General features: G+C 67.8%; 25 protein-coding genes. 12 read left to right on the top strand and 13 right to left on the bottom strand.

Annotated features, from left to right (window positions below):
• Positions 1 to 441: 441 nt before the first annotated feature.
• Entirely contained in the window at positions 442 to 708 is a 267-nt protein-coding gene (locus AC3WTC_RS17740; protein ID WP_223486230.1) for a DksA/TraR family C4-type zinc finger protein, read from the bottom strand.
• 106 nt (positions 709 to 814) lie between these two features.
• A complete protein-coding gene (locus tag AC3WTC_RS17735; RefSeq protein WP_025879162.1) occupies positions 815 to 1,372 on the bottom strand; it encodes a DUF2058 domain-containing protein in 558 nt (185 codons plus the stop codon).
• Positions 1,373 to 1,433: 61 nt separating this feature from the next.
• Between AC3WTC_RS17735 and AC3WTC_RS17730 the strand changes: the two genes are divergently transcribed.
• From AC3WTC_RS17730 to AC3WTC_RS17720, 3 genes are all read left to right on the top strand, one after another.
• Positions 1,434 to 1,934, top strand: coding sequence for a M48 family metallopeptidase (locus AC3WTC_RS17730; RefSeq protein WP_025879163.1), 501 nt, complete (start codon positions 1,434 to 1,436; stop codon positions 1,932 to 1,934).
• A 46-nt stretch (positions 1,935 to 1,980) separates the two neighbouring features.
• A complete protein-coding gene (locus AC3WTC_RS17725) occupies positions 1,981 to 2,679 on the top strand; it encodes an RNA pseudouridine synthase (protein WP_492712106.1) in 699 nt (232 codons plus the stop codon).
• Positions 2,680 to 2,783: 104 nt separating this feature from the next.
• Entirely contained in the window at positions 2,784 to 4,352 is a 1,569-nt protein-coding gene (locus tag AC3WTC_RS17720) for a phospholipase D family protein (protein ID WP_492712104.1), read from the top strand.
• A gap of 3 nt (positions 4,353 to 4,355) precedes the next feature.
• Here the strand turns inward: AC3WTC_RS17720 and AC3WTC_RS17715 are convergent, their stop codons facing one another.
• Complete coding sequence (locus AC3WTC_RS17715; protein WP_059064774.1) at positions 4,356 to 5,435, bottom strand: HDOD domain-containing protein; 1,080 nt, start codon at positions 5,433 to 5,435, stop codon at positions 4,356 to 4,358.
• A 272-nt stretch (positions 5,436 to 5,707) separates the two neighbouring features.
• Between AC3WTC_RS17715 and AC3WTC_RS17710 the strand changes: the two genes are divergently transcribed.
• Positions 5,708 to 6,805 (top strand): Glu/Leu/Phe/Val dehydrogenase dimerization domain-containing protein, encoded by a 1,098-nt coding sequence (locus tag AC3WTC_RS17710; RefSeq protein ID WP_492712102.1) that lies wholly within the window; start codon positions 5,708 to 5,710, stop codon positions 6,803 to 6,805.
• 85 nt (positions 6,806 to 6,890) lie between these two features.
• Here the strand turns inward: AC3WTC_RS17710 and AC3WTC_RS17705 are convergent, their stop codons facing one another.
• Positions 6,891 to 9,728: a S8 family serine peptidase gene (locus AC3WTC_RS17705; protein ID WP_492712101.1), complete on the bottom strand. Its 2,838-nt coding sequence runs from the start codon at positions 9,726 to 9,728 to the stop codon at positions 6,891 to 6,893.
• A 181-nt stretch (positions 9,729 to 9,909) separates the two neighbouring features.
• Between AC3WTC_RS17705 and AC3WTC_RS17700 the strand changes: the two genes are divergently transcribed.
• The 3 genes from AC3WTC_RS17700 to AC3WTC_RS17690 all read left to right on the top strand — a co-directional run bounded on the left by AC3WTC_RS17700 (position 9,910) and on the right by AC3WTC_RS17690 (position 12,111).
• On the top strand, positions 9,910 to 11,085 hold the full coding sequence (locus AC3WTC_RS17700; RefSeq protein WP_025879169.1) for a thiolase family protein: 1,176 nt from the start codon (positions 9,910 to 9,912) through the stop codon (positions 11,083 to 11,085).
• 124 nt (positions 11,086 to 11,209) lie between these two features.
• Positions 11,210 to 11,551: a hypothetical protein gene (locus AC3WTC_RS17695; RefSeq protein WP_025879170.1), complete on the top strand. Its 342-nt coding sequence runs from the start codon at positions 11,210 to 11,212 to the stop codon at positions 11,549 to 11,551.
• A gap of 149 nt (positions 11,552 to 11,700) precedes the next feature.
• On the top strand, positions 11,701 to 12,111 hold the full coding sequence (locus AC3WTC_RS17690) for a hypothetical protein (protein WP_025879171.1): 411 nt from the start codon (positions 11,701 to 11,703) through the stop codon (positions 12,109 to 12,111).
• Between the two features lie 277 nt (positions 12,112 to 12,388).
• Here AC3WTC_RS17690 and AC3WTC_RS17685 read toward each other — a convergent pair whose 3' ends face one another.
• Positions 12,389 to 14,026, bottom strand: a complete 1,638-nt coding sequence (locus tag AC3WTC_RS17685; protein WP_223486239.1) for an acyl-CoA dehydrogenase family protein — start codon at positions 14,024 to 14,026, stop codon at positions 12,389 to 12,391.
• Positions 14,027 to 14,140: 114 nt separating this feature from the next.
• Here AC3WTC_RS17685 and AC3WTC_RS17680 point away from each other — a divergent pair, with 114 nt between their 5' ends.
• The 4 genes from AC3WTC_RS17680 to pdeM are packed head-to-tail and all read left to right on the top strand — an operon-like array spanning position 14,141 to position 19,830.
• Entirely contained in the window at positions 14,141 to 15,139 is a 999-nt protein-coding gene (locus AC3WTC_RS17680) for a ligase-associated DNA damage response exonuclease (RefSeq protein WP_032977105.1), read from the top strand.
• Entirely contained in the window at positions 15,136 to 16,743 is a 1,608-nt protein-coding gene (locus tag AC3WTC_RS17675; RefSeq protein ID WP_492712099.1) for an ATP-dependent DNA ligase, read from the top strand. Before AC3WTC_RS17680 ends, AC3WTC_RS17675 begins: the two co-directional genes overlap by 4 nt.
• Positions 16,740 to 19,199, top strand: coding sequence for a ligase-associated DNA damage response DEXH box helicase (locus AC3WTC_RS17670; protein WP_492712098.1), 2,460 nt, complete (start codon positions 16,740 to 16,742; stop codon positions 19,197 to 19,199). Before AC3WTC_RS17675 ends, AC3WTC_RS17670 begins: the two co-directional genes overlap by 4 nt.
• Positions 19,189 to 19,830 (top strand): ligase-associated DNA damage response endonuclease PdeM, encoded by a 642-nt coding sequence (gene pdeM / locus AC3WTC_RS17665; RefSeq protein ID WP_134832923.1) that lies wholly within the window; start codon positions 19,189 to 19,191, stop codon positions 19,828 to 19,830. Before AC3WTC_RS17670 ends, pdeM begins: the two co-directional genes overlap by 11 nt.
• 21 nt (positions 19,831 to 19,851) lie before the next feature.
• On the opposite strand, the gene AC3WTC_RS17660 is transcribed toward pdeM, so the two are convergent.
• The 8 genes from AC3WTC_RS17660 to AC3WTC_RS17625 form a co-directional block, all read right to left on the bottom strand.
• The gene (locus AC3WTC_RS17660) at positions 19,852 to 20,121 is read right to left on the bottom strand and encodes a hypothetical protein (RefSeq protein WP_317850554.1); all 270 of its coding nucleotides are present in this window, start codon (positions 20,119 to 20,121) and stop codon (positions 19,852 to 19,854) included.
• A gap of 178 nt (positions 20,122 to 20,299) precedes the next feature.
• Complete coding sequence (locus AC3WTC_RS17655) at positions 20,300 to 21,568, bottom strand: FAD-dependent oxidoreductase (RefSeq protein WP_033831732.1); 1,269 nt, start codon at positions 21,566 to 21,568, stop codon at positions 20,300 to 20,302.
• Positions 21,569 to 21,942: 374 nt separating this feature from the next.
• Positions 21,943 to 22,149 (bottom strand): transcription antiterminator/RNA stability regulator CspE, encoded by a 207-nt coding sequence (cspE, locus tag AC3WTC_RS17650; RefSeq protein WP_019183439.1) that lies wholly within the window; start codon positions 22,147 to 22,149, stop codon positions 21,943 to 21,945.
• Between the two features lie 88 nt (positions 22,150 to 22,237).
• Positions 22,238 to 22,984, bottom strand: a complete 747-nt coding sequence (locus AC3WTC_RS17645; RefSeq protein ID WP_025879179.1) for an S-methyl-5'-thioinosine phosphorylase — start codon at positions 22,982 to 22,984, stop codon at positions 22,238 to 22,240.
• An 81-nt stretch (positions 22,985 to 23,065) separates the two neighbouring features.
• A complete protein-coding gene (locus tag AC3WTC_RS17640) occupies positions 23,066 to 23,620 on the bottom strand; it encodes a hypoxanthine-guanine phosphoribosyltransferase (RefSeq protein ID WP_025879180.1) in 555 nt (184 codons plus the stop codon).
• Positions 23,620 to 24,627 carry a beta-N-acetylhexosaminidase gene (nagZ, locus tag AC3WTC_RS17635; RefSeq protein ID WP_025879181.1) on the bottom strand — a complete coding sequence of 336 codons (1,008 nt, stop codon included), beginning with the start codon at positions 24,625 to 24,627 and terminating at the stop codon, positions 23,620 to 23,622. The genes AC3WTC_RS17640 and nagZ overlap by 1 nt, the downstream gene beginning before the upstream one ends.
• Before the next feature lie 162 nt (positions 24,628 to 24,789).
• Positions 24,790 to 25,497, bottom strand: a complete 708-nt coding sequence (locus AC3WTC_RS17630; protein WP_492712094.1) for a DsbA family oxidoreductase — start codon at positions 25,495 to 25,497, stop codon at positions 24,790 to 24,792.
• A gap of 48 nt (positions 25,498 to 25,545) precedes the next feature.
• Entirely contained in the window at positions 25,546 to 26,031 is a 486-nt protein-coding gene (locus AC3WTC_RS17625) for a CYTH domain-containing protein (RefSeq protein ID WP_025879183.1), read from the bottom strand.
• A gap of 94 nt (positions 26,032 to 26,125) precedes the next feature.
• Between AC3WTC_RS17625 and AC3WTC_RS17620 the strand changes: the two genes are divergently transcribed.
• Entirely contained in the window at positions 26,126 to 26,746 is a 621-nt protein-coding gene (locus tag AC3WTC_RS17620) for a hypothetical protein (protein ID WP_080148296.1), read from the top strand.
• The last annotated feature ends 32 nt before the right edge of the window (positions 26,747 to 26,778 follow it).

The raw sequence follows: 26,778 nt of genomic DNA, 5'->3' as shown, positions 1-26,778 counted from the left end.
CAAGTACGTCCATGTAAGCTCGGTCGCCGCATCCATGCGGCTCACGCCCCTGCCACCGGCCCCACCCCGCCTTCGACATATCTCCGCTGCTGTTGGCAGGTGTCGACCTTGGTCGACACGTAGATCCACGCCACGCGTGGATGCTCTTCGATCCAATATCGAAATATTGATTTCCATCGAGATTCATCCACACGTGGCGTGGATCCATGACAGATCGCGGGAACCTGTCGAAGGCGGGGTGGGTCCGGTTGCGGGAGTGTCCGCGGCATGGATGCCGCGGCCAAGCCCCCATGGATGGGTTTACGGCGTCTCCCGCAACCGGGCCCACGCCGCCATCCCACGGAATGCCGCTCTTGCTCTTGCTGTTGCTGTTGCTCTCAAGGTTGCCGGCCAGCGGCCGGCACTACCGCGGGTGCAGGGCCCAGCCCTGCCGAACACCCTTCACCGCAGTTGGCTGTCCTTGCTGCCCCGGCGGTTGTAGCCACTCTGCGCCTGTTCCTCTTGGTCGTGCGCCTGCTGACAGTTCACGCACAGCCGTACGCCAGGCACTGCCTGACGCCGCGCCAAGGGAATCGGCGCGTCGCATTCCTCACAGTGTTCCAGACCCGGGCCCTGGCGCAGCTGGCGCCGCGCGCGGGCAATCGCATCGTCGACGGTGGCGTCGATCTGGTCCTGGACCGCGCCATCTCCGGCCCAACCGGTAGCCATGGTCATCCTCCGCAGGTGTGTCGCCTGATATGGGGACAATACACCCCGCCGCAATCGGTAGCGCCGGGCCATGCCCGGCGGACGCTGCGGCCGGTTCAGCGCCGCCTTACCAGACCAGGTCGTCGGGGACCTGGAACTGTGCGTAGTAGGCGTCGTCCTCGGCGTTGCCGGTGGAGATCTCGGCGCTGGAGCCGGGCGTGCCATGGTCGACGATGATGGCTTCCGGGGCGCGTTCACGCACCTTCTCCGCTGCCGCGCGTGGCAGCACCGCGTAGCCATCGCCATGGGCCACAATGACCAGCACGCCCACCGACAACGCCTTGCGCAGCTTGGTATCGATCAACAGGGTGCGGATCACTGCGCCATCGCTGAAGCGGTACTCGTCCTCGCCCTTGTGCGGCACGGCGTGGGCGCTGATGATCTGCTTGGCCTGCGCCTTGCGCTCAGCCTGCTTGGCCTGCGCGTTGCGCTCGGCAGCCAGCGCACGGTCACGCTCGATCTTCTCGGCGCGCGCGCGTTCAGCTTCACGCTGGACCTCCGCCGACGTCGACTCGGCCTTGCCCTGGCGGGCCTTGGCCTGTTCACGCGCGGCGGCACTGGCCTGCGACTTCTTGGCCAGGCCGGCCTTGAGCAATTGTTCCTGCAGCGCGTTGGGCTTTGCCATGGTCGATACGTACCGCGTGTAATCTGGATGCCCCATTCTACCGACGCGCCGACGCCCCTGCATGGCTGTCCTGAAGTACCTCACCGGCTACCCCGAACCCCTGGTCGCCCAGGTCAGCGATCTGCTGGCACAGGGCAAGCTCGGCCCCTGGCTGCAGCAGCGCTACCCCGACCCGCATGAGGTGCGCAGCGACCGCCAGTTGTACGACTACACCCAGGACATGAAGGACCGCTACCTGCGCAAGTCGGTGCCGCTCAACAAGGTCTGCTACGACAACACGCTGGAGGTCATCAAGCATGCCCTGGGCACCCACACCGCCATTTCCCGTGTACACGGCGGCCGGCTCAAGGCCAGCCGCGAGATCCGCATCGCCACCGTGTTCCGGCAGGCGCCAGCCGCCTTCCTGCGCATGATCGTGGTGCACGAGCTGGCCCATCTGAGGGAGGCCGACCACAACAAGGCCTTCTACCAGCTGTGCCAGCACATGGAGCCGGATTACCTGCAGCTGGAGTTCGATACCCGCCTGTACCTGACCGAGCTGGCCAACCGCGGCCAGCGCTGAGCCGGCGTAGCGGCTACACTGCGCGCCCCCTGCCCGACCTTTCGCCATGGAACCGACCCGACTCGACAAACGCCTGTCCGCCCTGCTCGGCATCCCGCGCGGTGAAGCGCGGCGCTACATCGAGGGCGGCTGGGTCAGCGTCGATGGCGAAGTGGTGGAACAGCCGCAGCGCCCGGTGGACGAGAGCGCCAGCATCGTGGTGGCCGAGCAGGCCAGCGACAGCAAGGCCGAGCGCGCCAGCATGCTGCTTCACAAACCGGCGGGCGTGCCAGCCGATACCCTGTGCGCGCTGATCCGCACCGAGACCCGCAGCGAACTGGATGCCAGTGACATCCGCCCGCTGCAGCGGCACTTCCACGGCCTGCAGCTGGCATCCTCGCTGCCGGCCGACGACAACGGGCTGGTGGTGGTCAGCCAGGATCCGGCGGTGCTCGCGCACCTGCAGCGCAACCTGGGCCGCACCGAACAGGAGTACCTGGTCGAAGTGGCTGAAGGCGGCCCGGAACGTGGCCCGTGGCTGATGGCCCGGCTGCAGCATGAAGCAGGCGGCCCGAAGGTCAGCTGGCAGAGCGAGCAGCGCCTGCGTTTTGCAGGCAAGGGACTGACCGCGAAGGGACTGAGGACGGCGGTGACGGCTGCCGGCCTGCAGGTCGTGGCCGTACGCCGCCTGCGCATCGGCCGGGTGGCGCTGGGCCCGCTGGCCGTGGGCCAGTGGCGCTATCTGGGCAGCGACGAGCGGTTCTGAGTCACGGCGCTTCATCCACGCATGGCGTGGATCTACCGGTGGCAGTTCTTCCACGCATGGCGTGGATCTACCTCCATGCGTAGCCAGGATCTACCATCGGCGTCATGAGTCTGCGCAAACCTTTATGGCGACGCCTGCTGCGCGTGGCCGCGATCATCATCGCCGCCCTGCTTCTGCTGGTGCTGTCCGGCCTGCTGCTGGCCGACCACCTGGCCCCGCAGGCGCGCGGCGAAGCGTCGCAGGTACTGCCGCTGCAACCTGCGCAGACGCCCATCGATCGGCAGATGATGCCCCTGCAGGCCGCCCATCCCGGGCAGTCGGGCGTGGCCTTCCTCAGCGATGGCATGGATGCGTTCGCTGCCCGCGCGATGATCACCGAGCACGCCGGCCGCAGCCTGGACCTGCAGTACTACATCTGGCACGACGACCTGATCGGCCACTTGATGGCCAAGGCGCTGTACGACGCTGCCGAACGTGGCGTGCGCGTGCGCATCCTGCTTGATGACATGAATGCCAAGGACAAGGATGCGCTGATGATGGCGCTCGATGCGCATCCCAACATCGAGCTTCGCCTGTACAACCCGTTCCGCAACCGCAGTGGCTTGGCCCGCACGCTGGAGCTGGTGCAACGCGCCTTCAGCGTGAACCACCGCATGCACAACAAGAGCTGGATCGCCGATGGCCGCATCGCGATCGTGGGTGGCCGCAACATCGGCGAGGAATATTTCAGCGCGCGCAGCGACGTGAATTTCCAGGACCTGGACCTGGTGGTAGCCGGCCCGGCCGTGCAGCAGGCCAACCAGATCTTCGACGACTACTGGAACAGCGACGCGGCGATTCCGATCTCGGCGCTGGCAACCTATACCGATGCACAGCTGCGCCAGCTGGTGCGCCAGTCCGATCTGGACGCGCTGCATGCGCAGGCCCAACCGTACCTGCAGCGCGTGGCCGAGTCGCGCCAGCGCCAGCGTGCCAGCCCGGAGCCGCTGCACTGGAGCAGGCAGGTACGGATCGTGTCCGATCCACCGATGAAGCACCACGACGATGCACACGACGACTGGCTGGTCACCGAGCTGGTCCAACAGCTGCAGTCGACGCGCTACAAGGCACTGTTGATCTCGCCGTACTTCGTCCCCGGCAGCGAAGGGCTGGACGGCCTTTCGGCGATGGCCGGCCGCGACGCCCAGGTCGGCGTGGTGACCAACTCACTGGCGGCCAACGATGTGGCTGCCGTGCACGGTGGCTACATGGGCTACCGGGTGCCGCTGCTGAAGGCCGGCGTGCAGCTGTACGAACTGAAGGCGAACGGCCAGGCCGGTGACGGCAGCCTGTTCGGCAGCAGCGGCGCCAGCCTGCACACCAAGGCATTGCTGGTCGACGACCGGCGCGGGTTCGTCGGATCGTTCAACCTCGATCCGCGTTCGGCCTATCTCAACACCGAGATGGGCGTGCTGTTCGACGACCCGGTGCTGGGCGCACAGCTGCGCGCGGAATACCTGCGCCTGGCCAGCCCGGAACACAGCTGGTGGCTTGCGCTCGGCGCTGATGATGAGCTGCGCTGGCTGCAGCGCGAGCCGCCGCCGCACTGGGTCGATGCCGAGCCCGGCAGCAGCCTCGGCAAACGCTGGACGGCACGGGTGATCAGCTGGCTGCCGCTGGAATCCCAGCTGTAACGATCAGGGGGCGTTCCCCTCACCATCGCCGTGCAGGCTTTCGTCCAGGGTTTCCACATTGCGCCCGTGCAGGCGCCGCCAGATCCAGCGCAGCGCATGTGGCGGCGCTGCCGGCAATTGTTCCAGCAAGGCCAGCATGCGGCCCTGGCTGGCATGCCCGTGCCGGCACAGCAGGCTGGCCGCCGCAGCGGCGCTGGCCAGGCGCAGGCTGTCGGCCAGCGGACCGTCTGCATCAGGCGCCAGGGCCTGATGCACCGGTTCGGGCAGTTCCCACGCTGCTGCCACCCGCTGCGCCAACGGCAGTGACCACTGCTGCAGCAACTGCAGGGCCAGCGCGGGCTCCACTTCTTCGCCACGCACCTGTGCTTCCTGCAGCAGTTGACGCATGACCAGCGCCGCGCCCAGGCCCTGCACCAGGCCCAGCCATTGCGCAGCGAAGGCATCGCCGAAGGTGACCGTGCGGGCGTGGTCGGCGGCCGCGCGCGACGCCAGCAGCGCGTGCTCCCATATGATCGAACTGAACTGCGGGAACACCTCGCACTGCACCTGCATCACCGGCTGCACCAGCACGGCGCTGATGATCTGCCGCACACCTTCGGTGCCGACCAGGGTCACCGCCCGCTGCAGGCTTTCCACGGGCCGCTCGTGCACCTTGTAGGCCGGGCTGTTGGCGATCCGCAGCAGGTTGCCGGTCAGCACCGGATCCTGGCCGATGATCGCCGCCATCACCCGCGCCGATGCAACGTCGTCATTGACCGTCTGGATCAGCTGCGGCAGCAGTTGCGGGCGCCGCGGCAGCTGCCGGGTAGCCCAGTCGCGGTCCTGCAGCGCGCGGTCCACCGCTTCGGCCAGACCCGATGCGCTGACCGCCGCCGGTTCGCCTGCCAAGCGCGGATACAGGGCCAGCGCGTGCAGTCCGCGCTGCAGGTGGGCGGCGACCTCGGCCGCCGGCAAGGCGTCGCCCTGCAGGCTGGCCGCCGCGGCCGCCACGGCCTGGCGGGGGGCTGCGGCCAGGCGTGCCGGGGCCTGCCCGGTCAGCTGCGACAGCCAACGGAGCACAGATCGCCACCACGCTGCGGTCATCGCCGCCCATCCTGTCGTTGTCCTGCTGCCACTGCCTGCCCCTGCGCCTTCATCACATCCGGCGACCTGCCGTCGTCGCAGCATCGGCCGCACTTTCATCTTCTTTAACCCGGGCGCGTCCGGCGTCGACGGCATATCCCGGGCGAATGGACTAGAATGGCGCCGCGCGACCCGTCCCCCTGTACCGACGACGTCGCTTTTTTTGTTTTCGGACCCTACCGTTCATTGGCAGTTCGCCGCAGTTCACCGCAGATCGCGCCATCGGAGACCCCATGCTATTCGAAACCCTCGCAACCACCGGCCACGAACAGGTGGTGTTCTGCCACAACCAGGATGCCGGCCTGCGGGCAATCATCGCCATCCACAACACCACCCTGGGCCCTGCCCTGGGCGGGGTGCGCATGCGCCCCTACGCCAGCACCGACGATGCGCTGGCCGATGTGCTGCGGCTGAGCCGCACGATGACCTACAAGAATGCGCTGGCCGGTCTCAATGTCGGTGGCGGCAAGGCGGTGATCATCGGCGACCCCAAGGTCGACAAGACCGAAGTGCTGTTCCGCGCGTTCGGCCGCTATGTCGATTCGCTGGGTGGTCGCTACATCACGGCCGAGGACGTCGGCACCGACGTCAACGACATGGAGAACATCTACCTGGAGAGCCAGTTCGTCACCGGCGTGCACCAGGTCCATGGCGGCTCGGGAGATCCGGCGCCGTTCACCGCCTATGGCGCGCTGCAGGCGTTGATGGCCTCGATGCGCTTCAAGTTCGGCCATGAGGAAGTGGGCAAGACCAGCATCGCGGTGCAGGGCCTGGGCCATATCGGCATGGAACTGGTGAAGCTGCTGCGCGACCGTGGCGCCAAGCTGTATGTCACCGACCTGGACAGCGCGCTGGTGGATCGTGCAGTCAACGATTTCGGCGCCGAGGCAGTCAAGCCGGACGAGATCCACGAAGTGAACGCCGATGTGTTCGCGCCGTGCGCGCTGGAAGGCGCGATCAACGCCGACACGCTGCCGCGGATCAAGGCGAAGATCATCTGTGGCACCGCCAACAACCAGCTGTCCAGCCTGGAGATCGGCGACGAGCTGCATGCGCGCGGCATCCTGTATGCCCCCGACTACGCGGTCAACGCTGGTGGCGTGATGAACGTGTCGCTGGAAATCGACGGTTACAACCGCGAGCGCGCGATGCGGCTGATCCGCAGCATCTACCACAACCTGACGCGCATCTTCGAACTGTCGCAGCGCGAGAACATTGCCCCGCAGCGCGCGGCTGACCGGATCGCAGAAGCGCGCATCCTGTCGATCGGCAAGCTGAAGATGCCGCTGGGCCGCAGCAGACCGCGCCTGGGCGACCTGCGCGGCGGCTGAGCGCCGCCCCCGGCAACCGGACGCGTGCCGACCGTGGGTCGGCACCGCCGGATGAACGCGCCGGGCAGCACGCCCGGCGCCATGATCAGAAACCGGTGCTGTAGCGCAGCGCCGCCTGACGTGCATCATCGCCACCCACGCGCTGGTCGATGCCCAGGCTCAGGCGGCCATTGCGGCCCCACCACGATTCCAGCGCCAGGCCGAACAAGGCACTGCCACGCGGTGCGTCAACACCGGCCAACGGCGCCCAGGCCTCAACGCCAACGAAACTTGCCTGCCAGGCCTGCTGACCGCCATCCAGCCGTTGCTGCCATTCGGCATGGCCGCGCAGGGTCCAACGACCCCACTGCCGCTCACCCCGCAGGCCCGCCAGCATCTGGCTGCGCTGTGCACGCGACGCCTCACCGCGCAGGCCGAAGCCGAAGCCGCCCTGCTCGCTGAAGCCATCGGTATCCAGGCGGGTGCTGCTGGCTCCCAGGTACGGTGTCAACGACGCACCGATGCGCCCGAAACGATAGCCGCCTTCAACGCTGGCACTGCTGAAACGTCCGCCGTAGCGCGCGGACACACCGTAGGCACCGGCACCCAGCAGCAACTGGCGATCCAGTTCCCGGGTGAACTGGCCGGTGCCGAACTGGGCCAGCGCATAGCCACGCCCCAGGTTCCAGCCGGCATACAACTGCGCCTGCGCCTGGCGGTCACGCCCACGGTCACCACTGAAGTTGCTGCCGCCGTTGCTGCGGGTTTCGCCAAAGGCCATGCCCAGCAGGCCGTTGCTGCCCAGTGCCACGTCCTGGCCGGCCATCCAGCCCTGGCTGTCGGCGGCGTTGCCGGCAAAGCTGCCCTGCCCGGCTTCACCCAGCGCGCTCTGCCAGGCGCCACGCAGCTTCGGCGCAGCCTGCACGCGGTCGAAGCGCTCGGCAACCGCGCGGCGCGACATGTCCACGCTGTCGAAGGTCGACGCTTCAGCGCGCGCATGTGCTTGTCCGGACAGGCTCTCCAGGCTCGCCGACAGGCCATCGGTTCCGCCAGACGTACGCTGCAGCGCGCCTGCGGCCATGCCGAACGCCGAGCCCTGCAGATCCGCATTGCGGTCCAGCGCGGTGAATGCCGACTGCACCCGCAGTGCCGATGCCTGTGCATTGGCGCCCAGGCCCGATGCGGCTGCCGAAACGTTGACCTGGGTCAGGTCCATCCACGCGTCGTTGCTGCCATAGCCGTACTGCGCCTGCAGCAGGGTCAGGCCGTTGGCGCCGGTGTTGGCCACCGGCGTGGTGAACGTGCCGTTGATACCGCCGTTGGCATGGACCAGACCCTGGCGGCTGCCGACCTGCGGCACGTAACCGGACACGATGCCATCGACCACCACGCCGCCGGCCAGGCGTGCGGTGCCGGTGACCTGCAGCGCGTTCACCCCCAGCGCGACGATCAGCTGCGCATCCGGCCGCTGACTGTAATTGCCTTCGATGGTCGCGGTGGTGTTGGCGTTGACCAGCACCACGCTGGCGCCGTTGTCGACGTTGCCGATCACCCGCGGCGTGCCGGGCATGAACTGCAGGCCGGCCATCGAGGCACCGCCGGCACCGGAAACGCTGATATTGGAACGGATCACGGCGCCACCGCGCAGGGCCAGGGTGCCGCGCTCGATGCGGGTCGCACCGCTGTAGCTGTTGTTACCGCTCAGCTCCAGCCGGCCATCGCCGCGCTTGATCAGGCCGCCAGCGCCGGTGATGTCGTTGCTCCAGATCGAGCCCGAAGAGGCCGCGTCGACATTGACCGTGACATCGCCCCAGTCGAAGCGGCCGGGACCGTTCACCGCCTTGCCGACGTTGAGCATGCCGTAGCCGTAGATGGGATCGACGCCCGGCGCACCGATGTCGGTGGCGGTGCCGAGCAGGGTCTGCCGTACCAGGTCGTTGTCGAAGTAGGGATAGCGCTGCCAGACCAGCGCCGCAGCACCGGAGATCAGCGGCGCGGCAAAGGACGTACCGTAGTTCCACAGGTACTTGCCGGTACCCGGCTCCGGAAACACCGCGCTGCCGGGAGCGGTCAGGCAATAGCGCGCGGCGTCGCCACAGGCATTGGCCCACGGCGCACGTTCACCGGGCTTGTTCGGATCAATCGCAGTAGCTACCAGCCAGCCTTTTTCCAGATCCGCTGCCGGCAGCGATCCGCCGAAGCCACGCTGGCTGGGCAGCGCGGCCACGCTGCTGGGCTGGTCGCGCCCTTCGTTGCCTGCGGCGAACACCACGAGGCCACCGTGATTGATGATGAAGGGGCGATATTCGCCCGCGACCTGCGCTGTGGTGCCGAGGTCAGTCCAGTACAGGCCGCCCCAGGAATTGTTCATCACCTTCACGCCGTAGTTGATCAGGTCCTGGTGGACGCCGGCCACGCCCAGCGTGCCGCTGAAGGAATTGCCCCGGCCACTGCCGTCATCCTTGGGCGTGGTGTCGGAAATGATGCGTGCCGAGACGATCTCCGCCCCCTGTGCGATGCCGCCGGGCCAGACCCCCACCGGTACACCGGCCGCCAGGCTGGCGACGGCCGTGCCATGGCCAAGCACGTCATCGACGTTGAGATTGTTGCGGCTCGGGTCGATGTAGTTGAGGTTGGCCACCACCCGTCCGTTCAGCGCCTCGGCACTGCGCAGCACGCCCGAATCGACGATGCCGATGCGCACGCCGCGACCGGTCGCGCCGGTGGCCTGTGCGGGACGCGCGTTGGTCTGTGCCAGATGCGCATCCACGGCCGGCTCCAGCGGTCTGGCAGCGGGAGGCGGGGTGACCGGGGGCGTGACCGGAGGCGTGGTCGGGGGCGGGTCGATGCGCACGTTGCTGCCGCCGCCTCCACCGCCACACGCCGTCAGCGCCACCGCCAGCGCCGATGCCAGGACCGACCTTCCCATCGTCTTACGTTCCATCGTTTCCTTCCCATGAACGTTGGCCTGCCGCCATCCGGGCAGGCATCCAGTACTGCCCAGCGGCAGTCTTCGCCGACCCTCTATACTGGGCCGACCCCCACGCAGTCTGCCGGGAAACGGCGCCGTATCCAACGCCCGTCGTCTCCTTTCCGAACATTGCTCACGCATCAACGAGATTGCCATGTCCAACATCGTCATCGCCGCCGCCAAGCGCACCGCCATCGGCTCCTTCCTCGGCCAGTTCAACGGCGTTCCGACCCCGACCCTCGGCGCTGCCGCCATCGCCGCCGCGCTGGAACAGTCGGGCGTGCCTGCCAGCGACGTCTCCGAAGTCCTGATGGGCTGCGTGCTGCCGGCCAATCTCGGCCAGGCCCCTGCCCGCCAGGCAGCGATCGCCGCCGGTATTCCGCTGTCGGTCGGCGCCACCACCCTCAACAAGGTCTGCGGTTCGGGCATGAAGGCCATCATGCTCGGGCATGACCTGATCAAGGCCGGTTCGGCCAAGGTCGTGGTCGCCGGCGGCATGGAGTCGATGTCCAACGCGCCGCACCTGCTGCCCAATTCGCGCACCGGCAACCGTTTCGGCAACTTCCAGGCGGTGGACCACATGGCCCACGACGGCCTGGTCAATGCCTATGACGGCAAGGCCATGGGCGAGTTCGCCGAATGCGCCGTGGACAAGTACCAGTTCACCCGCGAAGAGCAGGACGCCTACTCCATCGAATCGGTCAAGCGCGCACAGGCAGCCCAGGCCAACGGCGCCTTCGCCGACGAGATCGTTGCGGTGAAGGTCGCCACCCGCAAGGGTGAAGTCGAGGTCGCCAGCGACGAACAGCCTGGTCGTTCGGACATTGCCAAGATCCCGACCCTGCGCCCGGCCTTCAAGAAGGACGGCAGCGTGACCGCCGCCAGTTCCTCCAGCATCTCCGACGGCGCTGCCGCCGTGGTCCTGCTGACCGAAGAAGATGCTGCCGCACGCGGCCTGCAGCCGCTGGCGCGCATCGTCGGCCATGCCACCCATTCGCAGGAGCCGGAGTGGTTCACCACCGCCCCGATCGGTGCCATCCACACCCTGCTGGCGAAGACCGGCTGGTCGCTGGACCAGGTCGATCTGTTCGAAGTCAACGAGGCCTTCGCCGTGGTGGCGATGGCACCGATGCGCGAACTGGGCATCCCGCACGACAAGCTCAACGTGAATGGCGGTGCCTGCGCGCTGGGCCATCCGATCGGCGCCTCCGGCGCACGCCTGGTGGTCACCCTGGTCAACGCATTGCGCACGCGCGGCGGCAAGCGCGGCATTGCCACCCTGTGCATCGGCGGCGGCGAAGCGACGGCTATCGCCATCGAGTTGATCTGAAAGGGTTTAACGTCTATTTCGCAAAAATGAATGCGGGATCGCTTGACACCCAATCTTGGCTTGTCATCATGTTGTCGGCGCGCAGCATGCGCGTTGCCTAATTCTAACGACGAGGATTTACACAATGAGCATCAACAAGCTGCTGGTCGCGATGTCCCTGGCTCTGGCCCTGGCCGCCTGCTCGAAGCAGGAAGCTGCCCAGGACGCCGCTGCTTCGGCCAACCAGGCCGCCACCGAAGCCCAGGCTGCTGCCGACCAGGCCGCCGCTGCTGGCGCCCAGACCGCCGACGCTGCCCAGCAGGCCGCTGACACCGCCGCCACCGCTGCTGACGCTTCGGTCGACGCCGCTGCCCAGGCTGCTGGCGCTGCCACCGACGCCGCTGCTGGCGAAGCCAAGGACGCCGCCAAGGCTGCCGAAGCTACCGCTGAGCAGGCCAAGGACGCTGCTGAAGAAGCCAAGAAGTAATAACTTCTTTCTTCAAGCTGTTCTGAAGAAGCCGCTGGTTCGCCAGCGGCTTTTTCTTTGCGCGCAGTTCCGTGCGCAGGTCACCACCAGGTCTTCACAACGGTATGAATAGGCTGGCGTCCCCATCCATTGCAGTACCGGAGACCGCCATGAAGATCCGTCCGCTGACCACTACCCTGCTGGCCGCCTCCCTGCTGCTCGCACTGGCTGCCTGCAAGGGCCCGGAAGCCGAACAGGCCAAGCAGGATGCCGCGCAGGCCGCCGACAGCGCCGGTGTCGCCGCACGCGATGCCGTCGACAAGGCCGCTGCCGCCACCCGCGACGCTGCCGACAAGACCGCCGCCGCCTCTGAACAGGCTGCCGCCGATACCCAGCAGGCGCTGGACAGCGCCGCAGCCGCGACCGCCACCGCCGCCGACAAGGCCAAGGTCGCAGCCACCGATGCCGCCGCCCACGCCAGCGACGCCACGGCCGATGCCGCGCAGAAGGTTGCCGACAAGGCCCGCGATGTTGCTGACGACGCCAAGGCCACTGCCGCCAAGGAAGAAGCCAAGCACTAAGGCCTTCGCGTTCGTCGGGCATCGCCCGGCGCTACCGGAAAAGCCGCGGCATCGCCGCGGCTTTTCTGCTTTTCGCTTCTTCTGTTGATTCCGTGATGGGCGCGCACGGAAATCGTCCAAGGCCGCGCGGGTGGGCTGCGCAGGGGCGTAAGCGCCATGAATGGCGCGCCCGAGCCTAGATGGACGTATTTACGGCGCCCCCTGCGCAGCCCACCCGCGCGGCCCTACCCACGCTCCTGCACCGCCCACCATGAGGGGCTTCGCCGTTGGCCGTCACCTACGGCAGCGCACGCGCCAGCATCGCCGCCACATCCAACCCCGCCGGCAGCGTGCCGAATGCCAACCCATGCTCGCCGTGCAGCCGGCTGCGGATGAACGCTTCGGCCATCGGACTGCGGGCACGCAGCAACAGCGCCGCCTGCAGCAGCAAGGCAGTGCGTTCGCAGAACACCCGTGCCTGTGCCTCCTCCGGCGCCGCCGCATCGCGCCACTGCTGCAGTGCCGACGCATAACGCGCATCACGATCGGCCACCGCCTCCAGTTCACCGTGCAGCGCCGCCAGCACCTCCGGCTCGCGCGCCAGCGCGCGCAGCACATCCAGGCACTGGATGTTGCCGCTGCCTTCCCAGATCGAATTCAACGGTGCCTGCCGGTACAGCCGCGGCAACATCGATTCCTCCACGTAGCCGGCACCGCCCAGGCATTCCTGCGCTTCGTTGACGAACGCAGGTGCGCGCTTGCATATCCAGTACTTGCCCAAGGCCGTACCCAGCCGCGCGAGCGCGGCCTCGGCCGGATCGCTGCCAGCGCGATCGACCGCGCGTGCGATGCGCATCGCCAGCACCGTGGCCGCTTCCGATTCCAGCGCCAGATCGGCCAGCACGTTGCCCATCAGCGGATGGTCCAACAGTGGCTTGCCGAAGGTGCGCCGATGCCGCGCGTGATGCAGCGCCTGCGCCAGCGCCATGCGCATTTCCGCCGCAGCGCCCAGCATGCAGTCCAGCCGGGTCATCATCACCATGCCGATGATGGTGGCCACCCCGCGTCCCTCCTCGCCCACGCGCCAAGCCTGTGCGCCACAGAACTCCACTTCGCTGGATGCGTTGGCCCAGTCGCCCAGCTTGTCCTTCAAGCGCATCAGGCGGAATGCATTGCGATCGCCGTCGGCCAGGCGCCGTGGCATCAGCAGGCAGGTCAATCCGGCCGGCGCCTGCGCCAGTACCAGGAAGCCATCGCACATGGGTGCGGAGAAAAACCATTTGTGGCCGATCAGCCGATAGCGCTCGCCGTCGATGGGTTCGGCGCGGGTGGTGTTGGCGCGCACATCCGAACCGCCCTGCTTCTCGGTCATGCCCATGCCCAGGGTGATGCCGGCCTTGTCGGCCACTGGCACATCGCGCGGGTCGTATACCGGTGCGGCGGCCTTGCGCGACCACTCGGCCAGATGCGGCTGCCCGCGCAGCACGGCTACCGCGGCGTGGGTCATGGTCAACGGGCAGCTGGTGCCGGCCTCGGCCTGGTGGTGCAGGTAGCTCAGCGCAGCGCGCGCGACATGCGCGCCGGGCTGCGGCTCGTGCCAGGACAACCCTGCCACGCCATGTTCCTTCGCCGTCTGCATCAACTGGTGATACGCCGGATGGAATTCCACGGTATCGATGCGATGGCCCTGTGCATCATGGGTACGCAGGCGTGGGCGATCGCGGTTGGCGTCGAAGCCGATGCGGTACAGCGCGTCGCCGGCCAGCCCTCCGTACACCGCCAACCGCGGTGCGAACGCCGCCGCGCCCTCGCGCTGCACGGCCTCCATCAATGCGATGTCGTCGGTCCACAGCTGCCGGCCGGCGAACGGCGGCGGCTGGTTGAGCACCACATGGGTTTCGTAGGGGGCGCTGCTGTTGAAGCTCGGTCCACTCATCGGTTCCTTCCCCGCCGGCAAGAGGTATGCGGTCCGATTGTGCCGTATCGCCCGGCAACCCCGCGTTCAGGCCGATTCTCGCCACGTGCACGACCGGGCCGCCACAGTGACGGCATGGCAGGCAAAGACGATCTGGTAGTACTGCGGCCGGAAGGGCTGTACTGCGCGGCAGGCGATTTCCATATCGATCCCTGGCGGCCGGTACCGCGCGCGGTCATCACCCATGGCCATGGCGACCATGCGCGTCCGGGCATGGGCGAGTACCACTGCAGCACCGGCAGCGTGCCGATCCTGCGCTGGCGCCTGGGCGATGTGCCGCTGCACGCGCATGCCGAGGGCGTGCCGTTCGCGCTGGGCCGGGTGCAGGTATCGCTGCATCCCGCCGGCCACGTGCTCGGCTCGTCGCAGGTGCGCATCGATGATGGTGAGCAGGTCTGGGTGGCGTCGGGCGACTACAAGCGCCAGCCGGACCCCACCTGCACTGCATTCGAAGTGGTGCCCTGCGATACCTTCATCACCGAGGCGACCTTTGCGCTGCCGATCTACCGCTGGCCCGATACCCGTGCCGTGGCGGCCGAGATCGCCGCCTGGCGCCGCGAGTGCGCGCAGCGGGGCGAAGCGGCAGTGCTGCTCTGCTATGCGCTGGGCAAGGCGCAACGCGTGCTTGCCGAGCTGCGTGCGGTGGATGACCAGCCTGCCTGGCTGCATGGCGCCATCGCCAACGGCGTGGCCGTCTATCGCCAGGCCGGTGTGCCCATGCTCGACACGCTCACCGTTGCCGAACAGGGGCGTCAGCCCGATGCGGCCGGCCAGCTGATCCTGGCCCCGCCCTCGGCCGCCGGTACGCCGTGGCTGCGCCGGTTCGGCCGTCACCAGCTCGGTTTCGCCTCGGGCTGGATGCAGTTGCGCGGCAACCGCCGCCGGCGCAACGTCGACCGTGGCTTTGTGATCTCCGACCATGCCGATTGGCCAGCGCTGCTGCAGACCATCACCCAGACCGGCGCGCAGCGGGTCATTGCCACCCACGGCAACACCGATGCGTTGATTCCGTACCTGCGCGAACGCGGCGTTGCCGCCGAAGCGTTCCGCACCGATTTCGGAGGCGAGGAATGAAGGCCTTCGCCGCGCTGTACCAGCGGCTGGATCGCAGCACGGCGACGCTGGACAAGCGCGCGGCGTTGATCGATTACTTCCAGCACGCACGCCCGCATGACGCAGCGTGGGCGCTGTACCTGCTCAGCGGCGGCAAAGTGGGCGGCGCGCGGCGGAAAATTGCCGGCAGCGGCGAATTGCGGGCGTGGATCGCCGACGAATCCGGCCTGCCCCCCTGGCTGGTCGAAGACAGCTACGCGCAGGTCGGCGACCTTGCTGAAACGCTTACCCTGCTGCTGGATGATCCGGCCACCGAAGCCGAGGATCGGCCTCTGGCCGACTGGATCGAACACCACCTGCTTGCCGTTGCCAACCAGCCGGAGCCGGTGCGTCGTGCCGCCGTAGTCGACGGCTGGCGACAGCTGGCATCGGCCGAACGCCTGGTCTTCAACAAGCTGCTGACCGGCGCGCTGCGCGTTGGCGTGTCGCAGCGCGTGGTGCAGCAGGCATTGGCCGAGTGGTCCGGGCTGGATATCGCCCGCATCGCCCAGCGCATGCTCGGCGACTGGGCGCCCTCCCCCGGCCTGCTTACCACCTTGCTGTCTGCCGAAGAACTGCCGACCGATCGTCAGCAGCCCTACCCGTTCTTCCTCGCTTCGCCGCTGGAAGGGGAGCCCACCGAGCGGCTGGGCGACATCAGCCACTGGCTGCTGGAATGGAAGTGGGATGGCATCCGCCTGCAGCTGCTGCGGCGCCAGGGTGAGGTGGCGTTGTGGTCGCGCGGCGAAGAACGGCTGGACGGTCGCTTCCCGGAGATCGAGCAGGCGGCAGCGTCTCTGCCCGATGGCTGCGTGCTCGATGGCGAGCTGCTGGCATGGGACGACGCCGACAATCTGCCGCGTGCATTCACCGCCCTGCAGACCCGCATCCAGCGCCGCAAACCCGGCGCCGCCACCCTGCGCAACACGCCGGTACGCGTGCTGGCCTACGATCTGCTTGAGCGCGACGGTGAGGACCTGCGTGCGCTGCCGCTGCAGCAGCGACGCGTGCAGTTGGCCGAGGTGATCGGTGCGCTCGGCGATCCGCGAATTCAGCTCTCGCCCGAGGTAGACGCCGACGATTGGCAGCATGCCGCGCAGCTGCGCGAAGCATCGCGCGAGCGTGGCGTGGAAGGGCTGATGCTCAAGCGTCGTGATTCGGTCTACCAGTCCGGGCGTCGCCGTGGCGACTGGTGGAAGTGGAAGGTCGAACCGCTCACGATCGATGCAGTGTTGCTGTACGCGCAGGCAGGCCATGGTCGGCGCAGCACGCTGTATACCGACTACACCTTCGGCGTCTGGGACGGCGAGACACTGGTTCCAGTGGCCAAGGCCTATTCCGGTCTGGACGACAAGGAAATCCTCGCCCTCGATCGCTGGATCCGCGCGCACACCCGTGAGCGCTTCGGCCCGGTGCGCAGCGTAAGTGCCGAACAGGTGTTCGAACTTGGTTTCGAAGCAGTCAACCGCAGCGCGCGCCACAAGTCCGGCATCGCCGTACGCTTTCCACGCATCCTGCGCTGGCGCCACGACAAGCCGGCTGCCGAAGCCGACCACCTGGCCCAGTTGCAGGCGCTGGCGCGATGAAGCGCAGCGATGCGCTGCAACGCCTGCACGCATGGTTCGGCAGCCGCGGCTGGCGCCCCCTGCCCTTCCAGCGCGCCATGTGGCGTCATTACCTGGCGGGCGAATCGGGCCTGCTGCACACGCCCACCGGCAGCGGCAAGACCCTTGCCATGTTCGGCGGCCCCTTGTTGCAGGCGATGCTCGACCCGCCCCCCGCACCGCGTCGCGCCAGCGCGGTACGCCCGCTGCAGGTGCTGTGGGTAACGCCGCTGCGTGCACTGGCCAGCGATACCGCACGTGCGCTGCGGGCACCGATCGACGGCCTTGGCCTGGGCTGGCGCGTGGGGCTGCGCAGCGGCGATGCCAGCAACCGCGACCGGCGCCTGGCCCGCGAAGGTCGCATCGACGTGCTGGTCACCACGCCGGAGTCGCTGGCGCTGCTGCTCAGCTATTCCGACACCCTTGAGCGCATGCGCCAACTGCGCTGCGTGGTGGTGGACGAATGGCACGAAATGCTGGGCAACAAGCGCGGCGTGCTGCTGCAGTTGAATCTGGCGCTGCTGCGTGAGGCAGCCCCGACGATGCATCTGTGGGGGCTGTCGGCCACATTGGGCAACCTGCCACAGGCACGCGACGTACTGCTGCCACATCGTCCACAGGCAACGATCGTGGAAGGTGCACGGCAGCGGCCGGTGACGATCCGCAGCCTGCTGCCCGAACCCGGCGAACGCTTTCCATGGGCCGGGCATCTTGGCCTTTCCCAGCTTCCGCGCGTGCTCGACGCGCTGTTCCGTGCGCGCAGCAGCCTGCTCTTCACCAATACCCGTGCGCAGGCGGAACTGTGGCACCAGGCCCTCGCAGCCGTGTGGCCGGAAGATGCCGGCACGCTCGCCCTGCACCATGGATCATTGGATCCCACGCTGCGACAGCAGGTCGAGGACGGACTGCGTGCGGGCACGCTGCGCTGCGTGGTGGCCACCTCCAGCCTGGATCTGGGCGTGGACTTTCCGGAAGTGGACCAGGTGCTGCAGCTGGGCAGCCCGAAGGGCGTGGCGCGCCTGCGCCAGCGCGCCGGGCGTGCACGCCATCGGCCCGGTGCCAGCGGCCAGATACTGTGCATTCCCAGCCATGCGCTGGAACTGGCCGAGTACGCGGCCGCCCGGCACGCGTTGCATGACGGGGTGATCGAAGCGCGACGTCCTCCCACGTTGTCGCTGGACGTATTGGCCCAGCACGCCGTCAGCCGTGCGCTGGCGGGCGGCTTCAACGCCGATGCACTGCTGGAACAGGTCCGTGGCACGCATGCCTTCGCCGCGCTGGAGGACGCACAGTGGAATGCGGTGATCGATTTCATCGTGCAGGGCGGACGTGCATTGTCCCGGTACCCGGAGTTCCACAAGGTGGTACGCGATGCCGACGGCGTGTACCGCATGCCCGATCGCCGCCAGGCGCTGCGCCATCGGCTGTCGATCGGCACCATCAGCAGCGACGGCAGCGTGCGCGTACAGTTCCTGCGTGGCGGCAGCCTGGGCGCGGTGGAAGAGCAGTTCGCCAGCCGCCTGCGCCGCGGCGACCGTTTCCAGTTTGCGGGGCGGCTGCTGGAGCTGGTGCAGCTGCGCGACATGACCGCGTTCGTGCGCGTGGCGCGCGGTGGTGGTGATGGCGTGGTACCGCGCTGGCAGGGCGGTCAACTGCCACTGTCGATGCCCTTGGGCCGCGAACTGGAAAAGGTGCTGTCAGGCGCCGACCAGAGCGCGGAGTCGCGGTGGCTTGCGCCGCTGCTGGCATTGCAGTCGCAGCTGTCTGCGACGCCATCGCCCGACCACCTGCTGGTGGAAGACGTGCGCCGACGCGAAGGCCAGTTCCTGTTCGTCTATCCCTTTGCGGGCCGCCATGTGCACGAAGCGCTGGCCGCGCTGCTGGCCCTTCGCTGCACCCGTCGGCAACGCAACAGCATCGGCTATGCAGTGAATGACCATGGCCTGGTGCTCGCTCCGGCCACGCCGGTGGATCTGCAGGAACAGGACTGGCGGGCAATGCTGGATGCTGGCGATCTGCTGCAGGACCTGCGCGAAGCGGTGAACCTGGGCGAGCTGGCGCGCCGCCAGTTCCGCGGCATCGCGCGCGTGGCGGGCCTGCTGGTACCCAGCCTGCCGGGTGGCATGCCGCGCTCGCTGCGCCAGCTGCAGGCCTCCGCCGGACTGCTGCATGACGTGCTGCGCGAGCACGATCCGGAGCATCTGCTGCTGGCATTGGCCGAGCAGGAAGTACTGCACGACAGCCTCGACCTGCCCGGGTTGCAGCAGGTGCTGGCACGCATCGCCACACGTTCGTTGTCCCTGCAGCGGCCCTCATCACTGACCCCGCTGGCATTTCCCTTGTGGGCCGAACGCCTGCGTGGGCAGTTCAGCAATGAAGACTGGCGTACGCGCGTGCAGCGTGCCGCGCAGCAGCTGGAGCGCCGCCATGGCCGCTGATCTTCCGCTGCAGCTGGGAGGTGAGTCGATGCTGCTGCTCGGCGGCCGGGCGCTGCTGTGGCCGGCGCAGCGCGCGCTGTTGATCGCCGACCTGCACCTGGGCAAGGCGGACGTGTTCCGGCGTGCGGGAATCGCCCTGCCGTCGGGCGGCACCGGCAATGACCTGCAGCGCCTGCAGGACCTGGTGACCATGCACCAGTGCCAGCAACTATGGATCCTCGGCGACGTCCTGCACGGCCCGGCGCATCGCGCGGCCTGGTATCAGCAATGGCTTGGCTGGCGCGAACATCACGCCGCGCTGGAGATCCACGTGGTGCGCGGCAATCACGACCGTGATCTGCCGAAGGCGGCGCTGCAGGTGCAGATGCATGACGACGCGCGATGGGGGCCGTTCCTGCTGCGGCACGAGCCGCTGGCCGATGCCTCCGCGCACGTGCTGGCGGGCCATGTGCATCCGCAGGTTGCGTTGCCGGCACTGCGTCGGCGCTTCCCCGCGTTCTGGCTGCGCCACGGCGTGACCATCCTGCCGGCATTCTCGGCATTCACCGCCGGTGTGGTGCCTGTACTGGCACCGGGCGAACAGCTGCTCGCCTGTGTGGAAGACAGCGTAGTGCCGCTACCGGTTCGCTGACGCGTCGAGACCTGCGCGGGATTACGACGGGCGGGTGGCGATTCCGTGCATCAGGCTGAAATCCTGCGTCGCCTCGTCGGCGTGGCGCGGCAGTGCCTGTATCGCCATCAGCATTTCCTGCGCGCAGGCGCGGATATGGCCGTGGCTTTCCGGTGATGCGTGGCTGATCAGACTGCCGACATGAAACTCGAACACATCTTCCAGTACGTCGGGCTGGTCCTCGTGCAGCATCCGCAGCAGACCGCGCAGCTTGCAGATTTCCGATTCCAGCTTCTCGACCGCGAACAACATGGCATCCTCCTCGTGCATCGTGCGGCGCATCCGGGCCGCAGCAGGCAACGACGGCGGCGCCACCCGGGCCACGCGATGATCGATCACGAAAAGGAAAGCGGGCGACGCGGCTGCCGCGTGCTCATCTCTTGTCGCACATACGGGGTGAGGCAATCGTTAAATGCCGTAACGAAGGGCTTCACGCGGTGGCCGGCATTTCCACGCCCTGTAGCGGCAGGGGCGCAGCGGCAAGCGCCTGGATGAATGCCGGATCGAGCGGCAACGCGCCCAGCCATCCGTGCTGGGTGCCGCTGAGCACGCGCAGCATGTGCCCACGCCCGCCAGGCAGTCGTCCCATCGGCCCCAGCAGCACATCGCGCGCCTTTGCCCACGCATCGCGATCGGACTGGAACAGCGGCGTCAGCCAGCGGCTCCAGCGCTGATAGACCGCCACATGCGCACGTCGTTGCGCCTGGTAGGCCTGCAATGCCGGTTCGCCACCACCGTGGGTGCGTAACGCGTCGCGCAGTGCCAGTGCATCCAGCAGCGCCATGTTCACGCCCTGCCCCAGCTGCGGGCTCATCGCATGTGCTGCATCGCCTGCCAGCACCAGCCGCCCCTGATGCCAACGCTTCATCACGGCATCGCGGTACACCGCACGCGCCAGCTGACCGGCGTCGCGCAGATGGGCGAAGCGCGCGCCCGCCTGTGGCCACAGCGCATGCAGTTCTTCCAGCCACGGCGCCATGCCGTCGCCCTGCCAGCGGTCGAAATCCGCACGCGGCAGGCTCCAGAAGAAGCTCAGGCGAGGCGTGTCGTCACCGGGTCGGGTGCCCACCGGCAGCAGGCCGATCATCTTGCGCGCGGCGACGTAGCGTTGCCGCAGCTGCTGCATGTGCGGCCAGTCTTCAGCCGGCAACAGGCACCATAGCGCGCCCCACGGGTACACCCGGTCCAGCGCCGCACCACCGTCGACGGCGTTGCGCAGCGTGGAGGCGGCGCCGTCGGCGGCAACCACCAGATCGAACGGTCCGTGCGTGCGACCGTCGCTGTCGCGCAGCCGTCCCTGCTGGTGATCGACCTCGACGATGGTCGTGCCCACGTGCAGCTCGCCGGCGCCTTCACGCGCCTGGTCCAGCACCGAAAACAACGCCCCGCGCTGCATGCCCATGCCGTGCAGGCGCGCATCCAGGCCGTCATAGCCCATGTCCATCACCGCGCGCTCGCACGGCGTATCGCCATACAGCCTTCTCACCGGCATGGCGTAGCCACGCACGGCCTCAAGCAGGCCCATCTGCCACAGCACCTGCAGTCCGCTGGGCTGCAGCAGGAATCCCGCACCCACCGGCCCGGGGGTCGGCACGCGTTCGAAGATCTCCACCTCGTGGCCATCACGGGTGAGCAGGATGGCCAATGCCTGGCCAGCGGTGCCGTATCCAATCACGGCGATGCGCAGTCGTTCCGTCATGCCCGCATTGTGCCACCGGCGCAGGGGCGGTACATCAGCTACCCCTCTTCCGAGCAGATGTGCCGGGCTCCGCCACCACTGCCGGCTCTCCTGCGAATGTCCCCCGGCAGCCTCTGCGCGGCTGCCTCCTCCTTTACTTCGCAGGAGAGCCGGCAATGGTGGCAGCGCTCAGCTTTCATGGCCTCTGTTGGCGCGCCCGATTCCGCAACGGGAGCGGCTGTCCTTGCGTGCGAAGTAAAGGAGGAGGCGATGGCCGCAGGCCGGCGCCGGGGGACATTCGCACGCAAGGACAGGCGCTCCCGCCGCAAGAGCATCTTCACGGCCAGCAAAAAAAACCCCGCCGAAGCGGGGTTTTCAACGCACTATCGAGTGGATCACTCGGCCGGAACGATGTTCGAGGCCTGGGCGCCCTTCGGGCCCTGGGTCACGTCGTAGGTGACCTTCTGGCCTTCCTGCAGACTGCGGAAGCCCTTGGAGTTGATCGCGGAGAAGTGCGCGAAGACGTCGGCGCTGCCGTCCTCCGGCGAGATGAAGCCAAATCCCTTGGCGTCGTTGAACCACTTGACGGTACCGTTCGGCATGGTGATGCGTGACCTTATGCAATGAATGGGTGGTGTACGCTGAACCCGCGCACAAGCTGAGTATGCAAAGCTTGTTACGCGAAGACAATCACCCCCGCGCCAATTCGCCGACCAGTTCCGGAAGTCCGTTGCTGGCGGCCTGCACATTGGCGAGCACTTCGGCCATGGTGATCTCCTCACCATCACCGCACCCGGCGGCCCAGTTGGCAACGATCGCCAGGCAGGCGTAATCCAGCCCCAGCTCACGCGCCAGCGCCGCTTCGGGCATGCCGGTCATGCCGACCAGATCGCAGCCATCGCGGCGCATGCGCGCGATCTCGGCGATGGTTTCCAGCCGCGGGCCCTGGGTCGCGCCATAGCAGCCGCCATCGTGGACCTTCACACCGGTCACCTTCGCCGCCGCCAGGATCTTGCTGCGCAGCATCGGCGTATACGGATGGCCGAAGTCGACGTGCACCACATCGGTGCCCTCTTCTTCGCAGATCGTGCTGATGCGGCCCCAGGTGTAATCGATTACCTGATCCGGGCAGGCCAGCACGCGCGGCCCGAAATCGTCACCGATGCCACCGACCGTGTTCAGCGCCAGCACCCGCTGCGCGCCGATCTGCTGCAGCGCGGCCAGGTTGGCCCGGTAGTTGATCTTGTGCGGCGGCAACGAATGGCCTTCACCATGGCGTGCAAGGAAGGCCACGCGATGACCGAGCAATGTCCCGACCCGCACCGGGCCGGACGGCTTGCCGAAGCGGGTGTCGACTTCGTGGGTCTGCACGTCGTCAAGCTTGGCCAGGTTGTAGACACCGGTACCGCCAATCACGGCCAGGGCGATCTGTTGCATGGAAAGCACTCCAGAGAAAAAAGAACGCCGGCACCCGAGGATGCCGGCGGCAGGAAACGCAGGCCGCAGGCGGCCGCGTTGTTATTCCTTCATCGCGTAGATGGCCGGCACGCAGCGCAGGGTTTCGTTGACGTCCATGCCGAAACCGAACACGTAGCGATCCGGCAGCTCGATGCCGGCATAGTCGGCGGTGACATCCGGCAGCGCGCGATCGTGCTTCTTCACGGTCATCGCGGCAATACGCACGTCGGTCGCGCCCTGCTCCAGGCACCAGGTACGCACGCCCTGCAGGGTGTAACCCTCGTCGAGGATGTCATCGACCAGCAGCACGCGGCGGCCGAACAGCGCCGTGGCCGGCTTGTGCTTCCACACCAGGTCGCCGCCGGTGGTCTCACCGCGGTAACGGGTGGCGTGCAGGTAATCGAACTGCACGTCCTGGCCACGCGCGCCCAGCTCCAGTGCCAGCTGGCCGGCGAACGGCAGCGCACCGTGCATGATCGACAGGAACAGCGGCACCTCGCCCTGGTAGTCGCGCGCAATGGCGTCGGCGATGCCGGCAATGGCCTTGTCGATGGTGGGGCGGTCGACCAGCAGGTCGGCTTGGGCCAGGGCCTGGGAAATGGTGAGGTTCGGCATCAGACGGTTCTTCCAAGGGTTTGCAGCAGACGGGATTGGGTGTCGCCATGGCGGGCATCGGCCAGCAGGCCATCCCAGCCAAGCGCGCCGCGGCCGAGCAGGCCCAGCAGCGCAGCGGTATTGAGGGAGCGTCCCTGCACCGCGTGCAGGGCTTCATCGACCAGCTCCGGGTGGCAGACCAGCACCACATCGCAGCCGGCATCCAGGTGTGCGTGCACGCGTGCCGGCACGCCACCGGCGCTGTGCGAGGCGGCCATGCCGATGTCATCGGAGAACACCACGCCGCGGAAGCCGAGCTCGCCACGCAGGATCTGCTGGATCCAGCGCGGCGAGTAACCAGCGGGTTCCGGTGCGACCTGCGGGTAGATCACGTGCGCCATCATCACCGCATCGGCGCCGGCGGCGATACCGGCCGTGAACGGGACCAGATCCTGTGCGCGCAGTTCATCCAGCGCACGCGGATCGATCGCGGTATCCACGTGGGTGTCTTCCAGCACGGTGCCATGGCCGGGGAAATGCTTGAGGGTGGCGGCCATGCCGACCGCATGCATGCCGCGCACATAGGCAGCGGTGAACGCGGCCACCACCTGCGGGTCTTCACTGAAGGCACGATTGCCGATGGCGCGATTGCCACGGCCGAGGTCGACCACCGGGGCGAAGCTCAGGTCCACGCCGCTGGCACGGACCTCACTGGCCATCAGCCAGGCGTGCTGCTCGGCCAATGCCAGCGCAGCGTCGGGATCCCTGGCGTACTGGACACCGATGTCCTGCAGCGGCGGCAGTTCGCTGAAGCCCTCACGGAAGCGCTGCACGCGACCGCCTTCCTGGTCCACGCAGATCAACTGCGGGCGCGGTGCGGCAGCGCGGATCGCCGCGGACAGTTCGGTCACCTGCTGCCGCGAAGCGAAGTTGCGCTTGAACAGCACCACCCCGGCCACAGCATCGTGCTGCAGCCACTCACGTTCCTGGGCGGTCAGTTCAGTACCGGCAACGCCGATCAGCAGCATGGTCGATCTCCACAACGGGCGCCCGCATGGCGCAGTGCCGCATTGTCGCAGAACCGGCCAACAGGCGCAGTGGTCAAAAAGGGGGACGGAGGGGATCAAGGCGCAATCGACCCACTGGTGCCGGATGAGACTCAATCCCCTCCGTCCCCTTCTGCGGCTCGGTCAGACCTTGCAGCCGTCCGCGCCGCAGGCGTCGCCGCCGCCGTCCGGGGCACCCTCCGCGCCCTGCCCTGCCGCCTGCTCGGCGGCGATCTGGCGCAGCGCGTTGGCGAAGGCTTCCGGGGGCTGGGCTCCGGAAACCGCCCAGCGGCCATCGATGACGAAGGTGGGCACCGAGGAGATACCCAGTGCGTGGGCCTGCGCCAGGCTCGCTTCCACTTCGGCCAGGCCACGATCGCCGGCCAGCATCTGCTGGATCTCGTCTGCGGCAAGGCCACCGGCGGCGCCGGCCTCGACCAGCACCGCCGGGTCGGCCAGATTCTGTCCATGCTCGAAATGGGCGCGGAACAGCGCCTCACCGACGGCCTCCTGCACGCCGTGCTGGCCAGCCAGCCACAACAGGCGATGCGCCGGCAGCGTGGTTACCCGCACCTGGCCCTGGCTGAAGTCCATCGGCAAGCCCTCGGCCCGCGCAGCGGTCTGGGTCTGGCCCAGAATCTGCTCGGTGCGCTCGGCACCGCCGAACTTGCGCACATAGGCCTCGCGCAGTGGCACCGGGGTGGCGTCCGCATCGGGGTCAAGCTGGAACGGCTGCCAGTGGATCTCGAGTTCGGGCGCATCGGCGCCCAGCAACTGCACACCCTGCTGGAAGCGATGCTTGCCGATCCAGCACCAGGGGCAGACCACGTCGGAGTAGATGTCGATTCTCATCCCCCCGACATGGGGGCCGACACCCTCGAAAAAAGGGGACGGAGGGTTTCACCACTGTGAATAGGGGCGGCTGGCCAGAGCGACGTTGTAATAGCGGGCGTCGTCGGTCACTTCGGCGCCGATCCAGTCCGGCAGGTCGATGACCTGGTCGGCGCTGTCCAGCTCGACTTCGGCAACCACCAGGCCGGCGTTGTCGCCGAGGAACTCGTCCACTTCCCAGGTCAGGCCGGCGTACTCGACCAGATGCCGGCGCTTGTCGATCAGGCCGCCGACGCACAGCGCCAGCAGGTCGCGCGCATCCTGCACCGGAATCGGGTAGTCGAACTCCTGCCGGGTATGGCCCAGGGTGCGCGACTTCAGGTTCAGCGCGGCCTTGTCACCTTCAATGCGGACCCGCACCGAGGCGTTCTGGGTGCCGCGGTCGAGTGCGCCCAGATCATTGATGTAGCCCTGCGCCATCGGGATGACCCGGTGCGCGGCAGTGCGCCACCCATCATGGGTGACGAGGAATTTGCGTTCGATTTCGATGCCCATGGGCACAGTATGCGGCTCACGCCAGACGCTGCCTATCGGCGCGGCGACGGGCAGGACTACACTGCGCGGCCCCCCAACCATGGAATGGTCGCTCATGACGCTTTCCCATCGCCTTCGTCGCTGTCTTGCCCTGTCGGCGCTGCTGCCGTGCGCCGTTGCCAGCGCCGGATCGGCGACCGTACCTTCGCTGCAGCAGGCACAGGCTGCGATGGACCGGATGTTCGACCAGGCCGTTGCCGATCGCCCCGCCAGCGACAGCAGTCGCCTGGTTGCCGAGACGTTCCGGCCCCGTCTGCAGACCCTGGACAGCTGTGCCCCCGCCGAGGCCGGCGACGCCGTCGATTGCATCGCCACCGCCAGCGCAGGCATCAACTCGCGACCACAGCTGCTGCGGCTGGCGCTGGTGGATGGCGCGTGGACACTGCCTGACCAGCGCAATGTGCCCGTACCGGCACCGCCCCGCGAAAGAGTGCAGGTGCTGCTGCGGGAACGGATCGCCGGGCAGGCGCAGCAGCAGGCCGACCCAGCCCTGCGCGCACGCTTCGAACAGGCTGCCGGCACCCTGCAGGTGCAGGAAGTGAGGAACTGCGAGGTCGCCAGCGACAGGGCCGCCATCGAATGCACCGTGCGCGCAGGCGACGGCAGCGAGCACGGCGAGCAGTCCATGGCCTTCGTGCGCGTGGACGGCCAGTGGCAGAACGCACCGGCCGACTGACCGCATTGCCTGCCTGCAAGCCGCAAGGCAGG

This window comes from Stenotrophomonas sp. FW305-C-20-S1 (genome assembly GCF_058783335.1).
The sequence above is the reverse complement of the archived record's forward strand: the minus strand, read 5'-3'. Positions and strand labels throughout refer to the sequence as shown.

Bases quoted from the DNA above. Each gene is read 5' to 3' on its own strand.
- AC3WTC_RS17640 (WP_025879180.1), bottom strand. From the start codon at position 23,620: ATGCCGAACCTCACCATTTCCCAGGCCCTGGCCCAAGCCGACCTGCTG.
- AC3WTC_RS17675 (WP_492712099.1), top strand. From the start codon at position 15,136: ATGAAGGCCTTCGCCGCGCTGTACCAGCGGCTGGATCGCAGCACGGCG.
- AC3WTC_RS17625 (WP_025879183.1), bottom strand. From the start codon at position 26,031: ATGGGCATCGAAATCGAACGCAAATTCCTCGTCACCCATGATGGGTGG.
- AC3WTC_RS17700 (WP_025879169.1), top strand. From the start codon at position 9,910: ATGTCCAACATCGTCATCGCCGCCGCCAAGCGCACCGCCATCGGCTCC.
- cspE (WP_019183439.1), bottom strand. From the start codon at position 22,149: ATGCCGAACGGTACCGTCAAGTGGTTCAACGACGCCAAGGGATTTGGC.
- AC3WTC_RS17710 (WP_492712102.1), top strand. From the start codon at position 5,708: ATGCTATTCGAAACCCTCGCAACCACCGGCCACGAACAGGTGGTGTTC.
- AC3WTC_RS17630 (WP_492712094.1), bottom strand. From the start codon at position 25,497: ATGAGAATCGACATCTACTCCGACGTGGTCTGCCCCTGGTGCTGGATC.
- AC3WTC_RS17705 (WP_492712101.1), bottom strand. From the start codon at position 9,728: ATGGAACGTAAGACGATGGGAAGGTCGGTCCTGGCATCGGCGCTGGCG.
- AC3WTC_RS17670 (WP_492712098.1), top strand. From the start codon at position 16,740: ATGAAGCGCAGCGATGCGCTGCAACGCCTGCACGCATGGTTCGGCAGC.
- AC3WTC_RS17735 (WP_025879162.1), bottom strand. From the start codon at position 1,372: ATGGCAAAGCCCAACGCGCTGCAGGAACAATTGCTCAAGGCCGGCCTG.
- AC3WTC_RS17660 (WP_317850554.1), bottom strand. From the start codon at position 20,121: ATGTTGTTCGCGGTCGAGAAGCTGGAATCGGAAATCTGCAAGCTGCGC.
- AC3WTC_RS17695 (WP_025879170.1), top strand. From the start codon at position 11,210: ATGAGCATCAACAAGCTGCTGGTCGCGATGTCCCTGGCTCTGGCCCTG.
- AC3WTC_RS17620 (WP_080148296.1), top strand. From the start codon at position 26,126: ATGACGCTTTCCCATCGCCTTCGTCGCTGTCTTGCCCTGTCGGCGCTG.
- AC3WTC_RS17725 (WP_492712106.1), top strand. From the start codon at position 1,981: ATGGAACCGACCCGACTCGACAAACGCCTGTCCGCCCTGCTCGGCATC.
- pdeM (WP_134832923.1), top strand. From the start codon at position 19,189: ATGGCCGCTGATCTTCCGCTGCAGCTGGGAGGTGAGTCGATGCTGCTG.
- AC3WTC_RS17730 (WP_025879163.1), top strand. From the start codon at position 1,434: ATGGCTGTCCTGAAGTACCTCACCGGCTACCCCGAACCCCTGGTCGCC.
- AC3WTC_RS17740 (WP_223486230.1), bottom strand. From the start codon at position 708: ATGGCTACCGGTTGGGCCGGAGATGGCGCGGTCCAGGACCAGATCGAC.
- AC3WTC_RS17655 (WP_033831732.1), bottom strand. From the start codon at position 21,568: ATGACGGAACGACTGCGCATCGCCGTGATTGGATACGGCACCGCTGGC.
- AC3WTC_RS17680 (WP_032977105.1), top strand. From the start codon at position 14,141: ATGGCAGGCAAAGACGATCTGGTAGTACTGCGGCCGGAAGGGCTGTAC.
- AC3WTC_RS17690 (WP_025879171.1), top strand. From the start codon at position 11,701: ATGAAGATCCGTCCGCTGACCACTACCCTGCTGGCCGCCTCCCTGCTG.
- AC3WTC_RS17715 (WP_059064774.1), bottom strand. From the start codon at position 5,435: ATGACCGCAGCGTGGTGGCGATCTGTGCTCCGTTGGCTGTCGCAGCTG.
- AC3WTC_RS17685 (WP_223486239.1), bottom strand. From the start codon at position 14,026: ATGAGTGGACCGAGCTTCAACAGCAGCGCCCCCTACGAAACCCATGTG.
- AC3WTC_RS17720 (WP_492712104.1), top strand. From the start codon at position 2,784: ATGAGTCTGCGCAAACCTTTATGGCGACGCCTGCTGCGCGTGGCCGCG.
- AC3WTC_RS17645 (WP_025879179.1), bottom strand. From the start codon at position 22,984: ATGCAACAGATCGCCCTGGCCGTGATTGGCGGTACCGGTGTCTACAAC.
- nagZ (WP_025879181.1), bottom strand. From the start codon at position 24,627: ATGCTGCTGATCGGCGTTGCCGGTACTGAACTGACCGCCCAGGAACGT.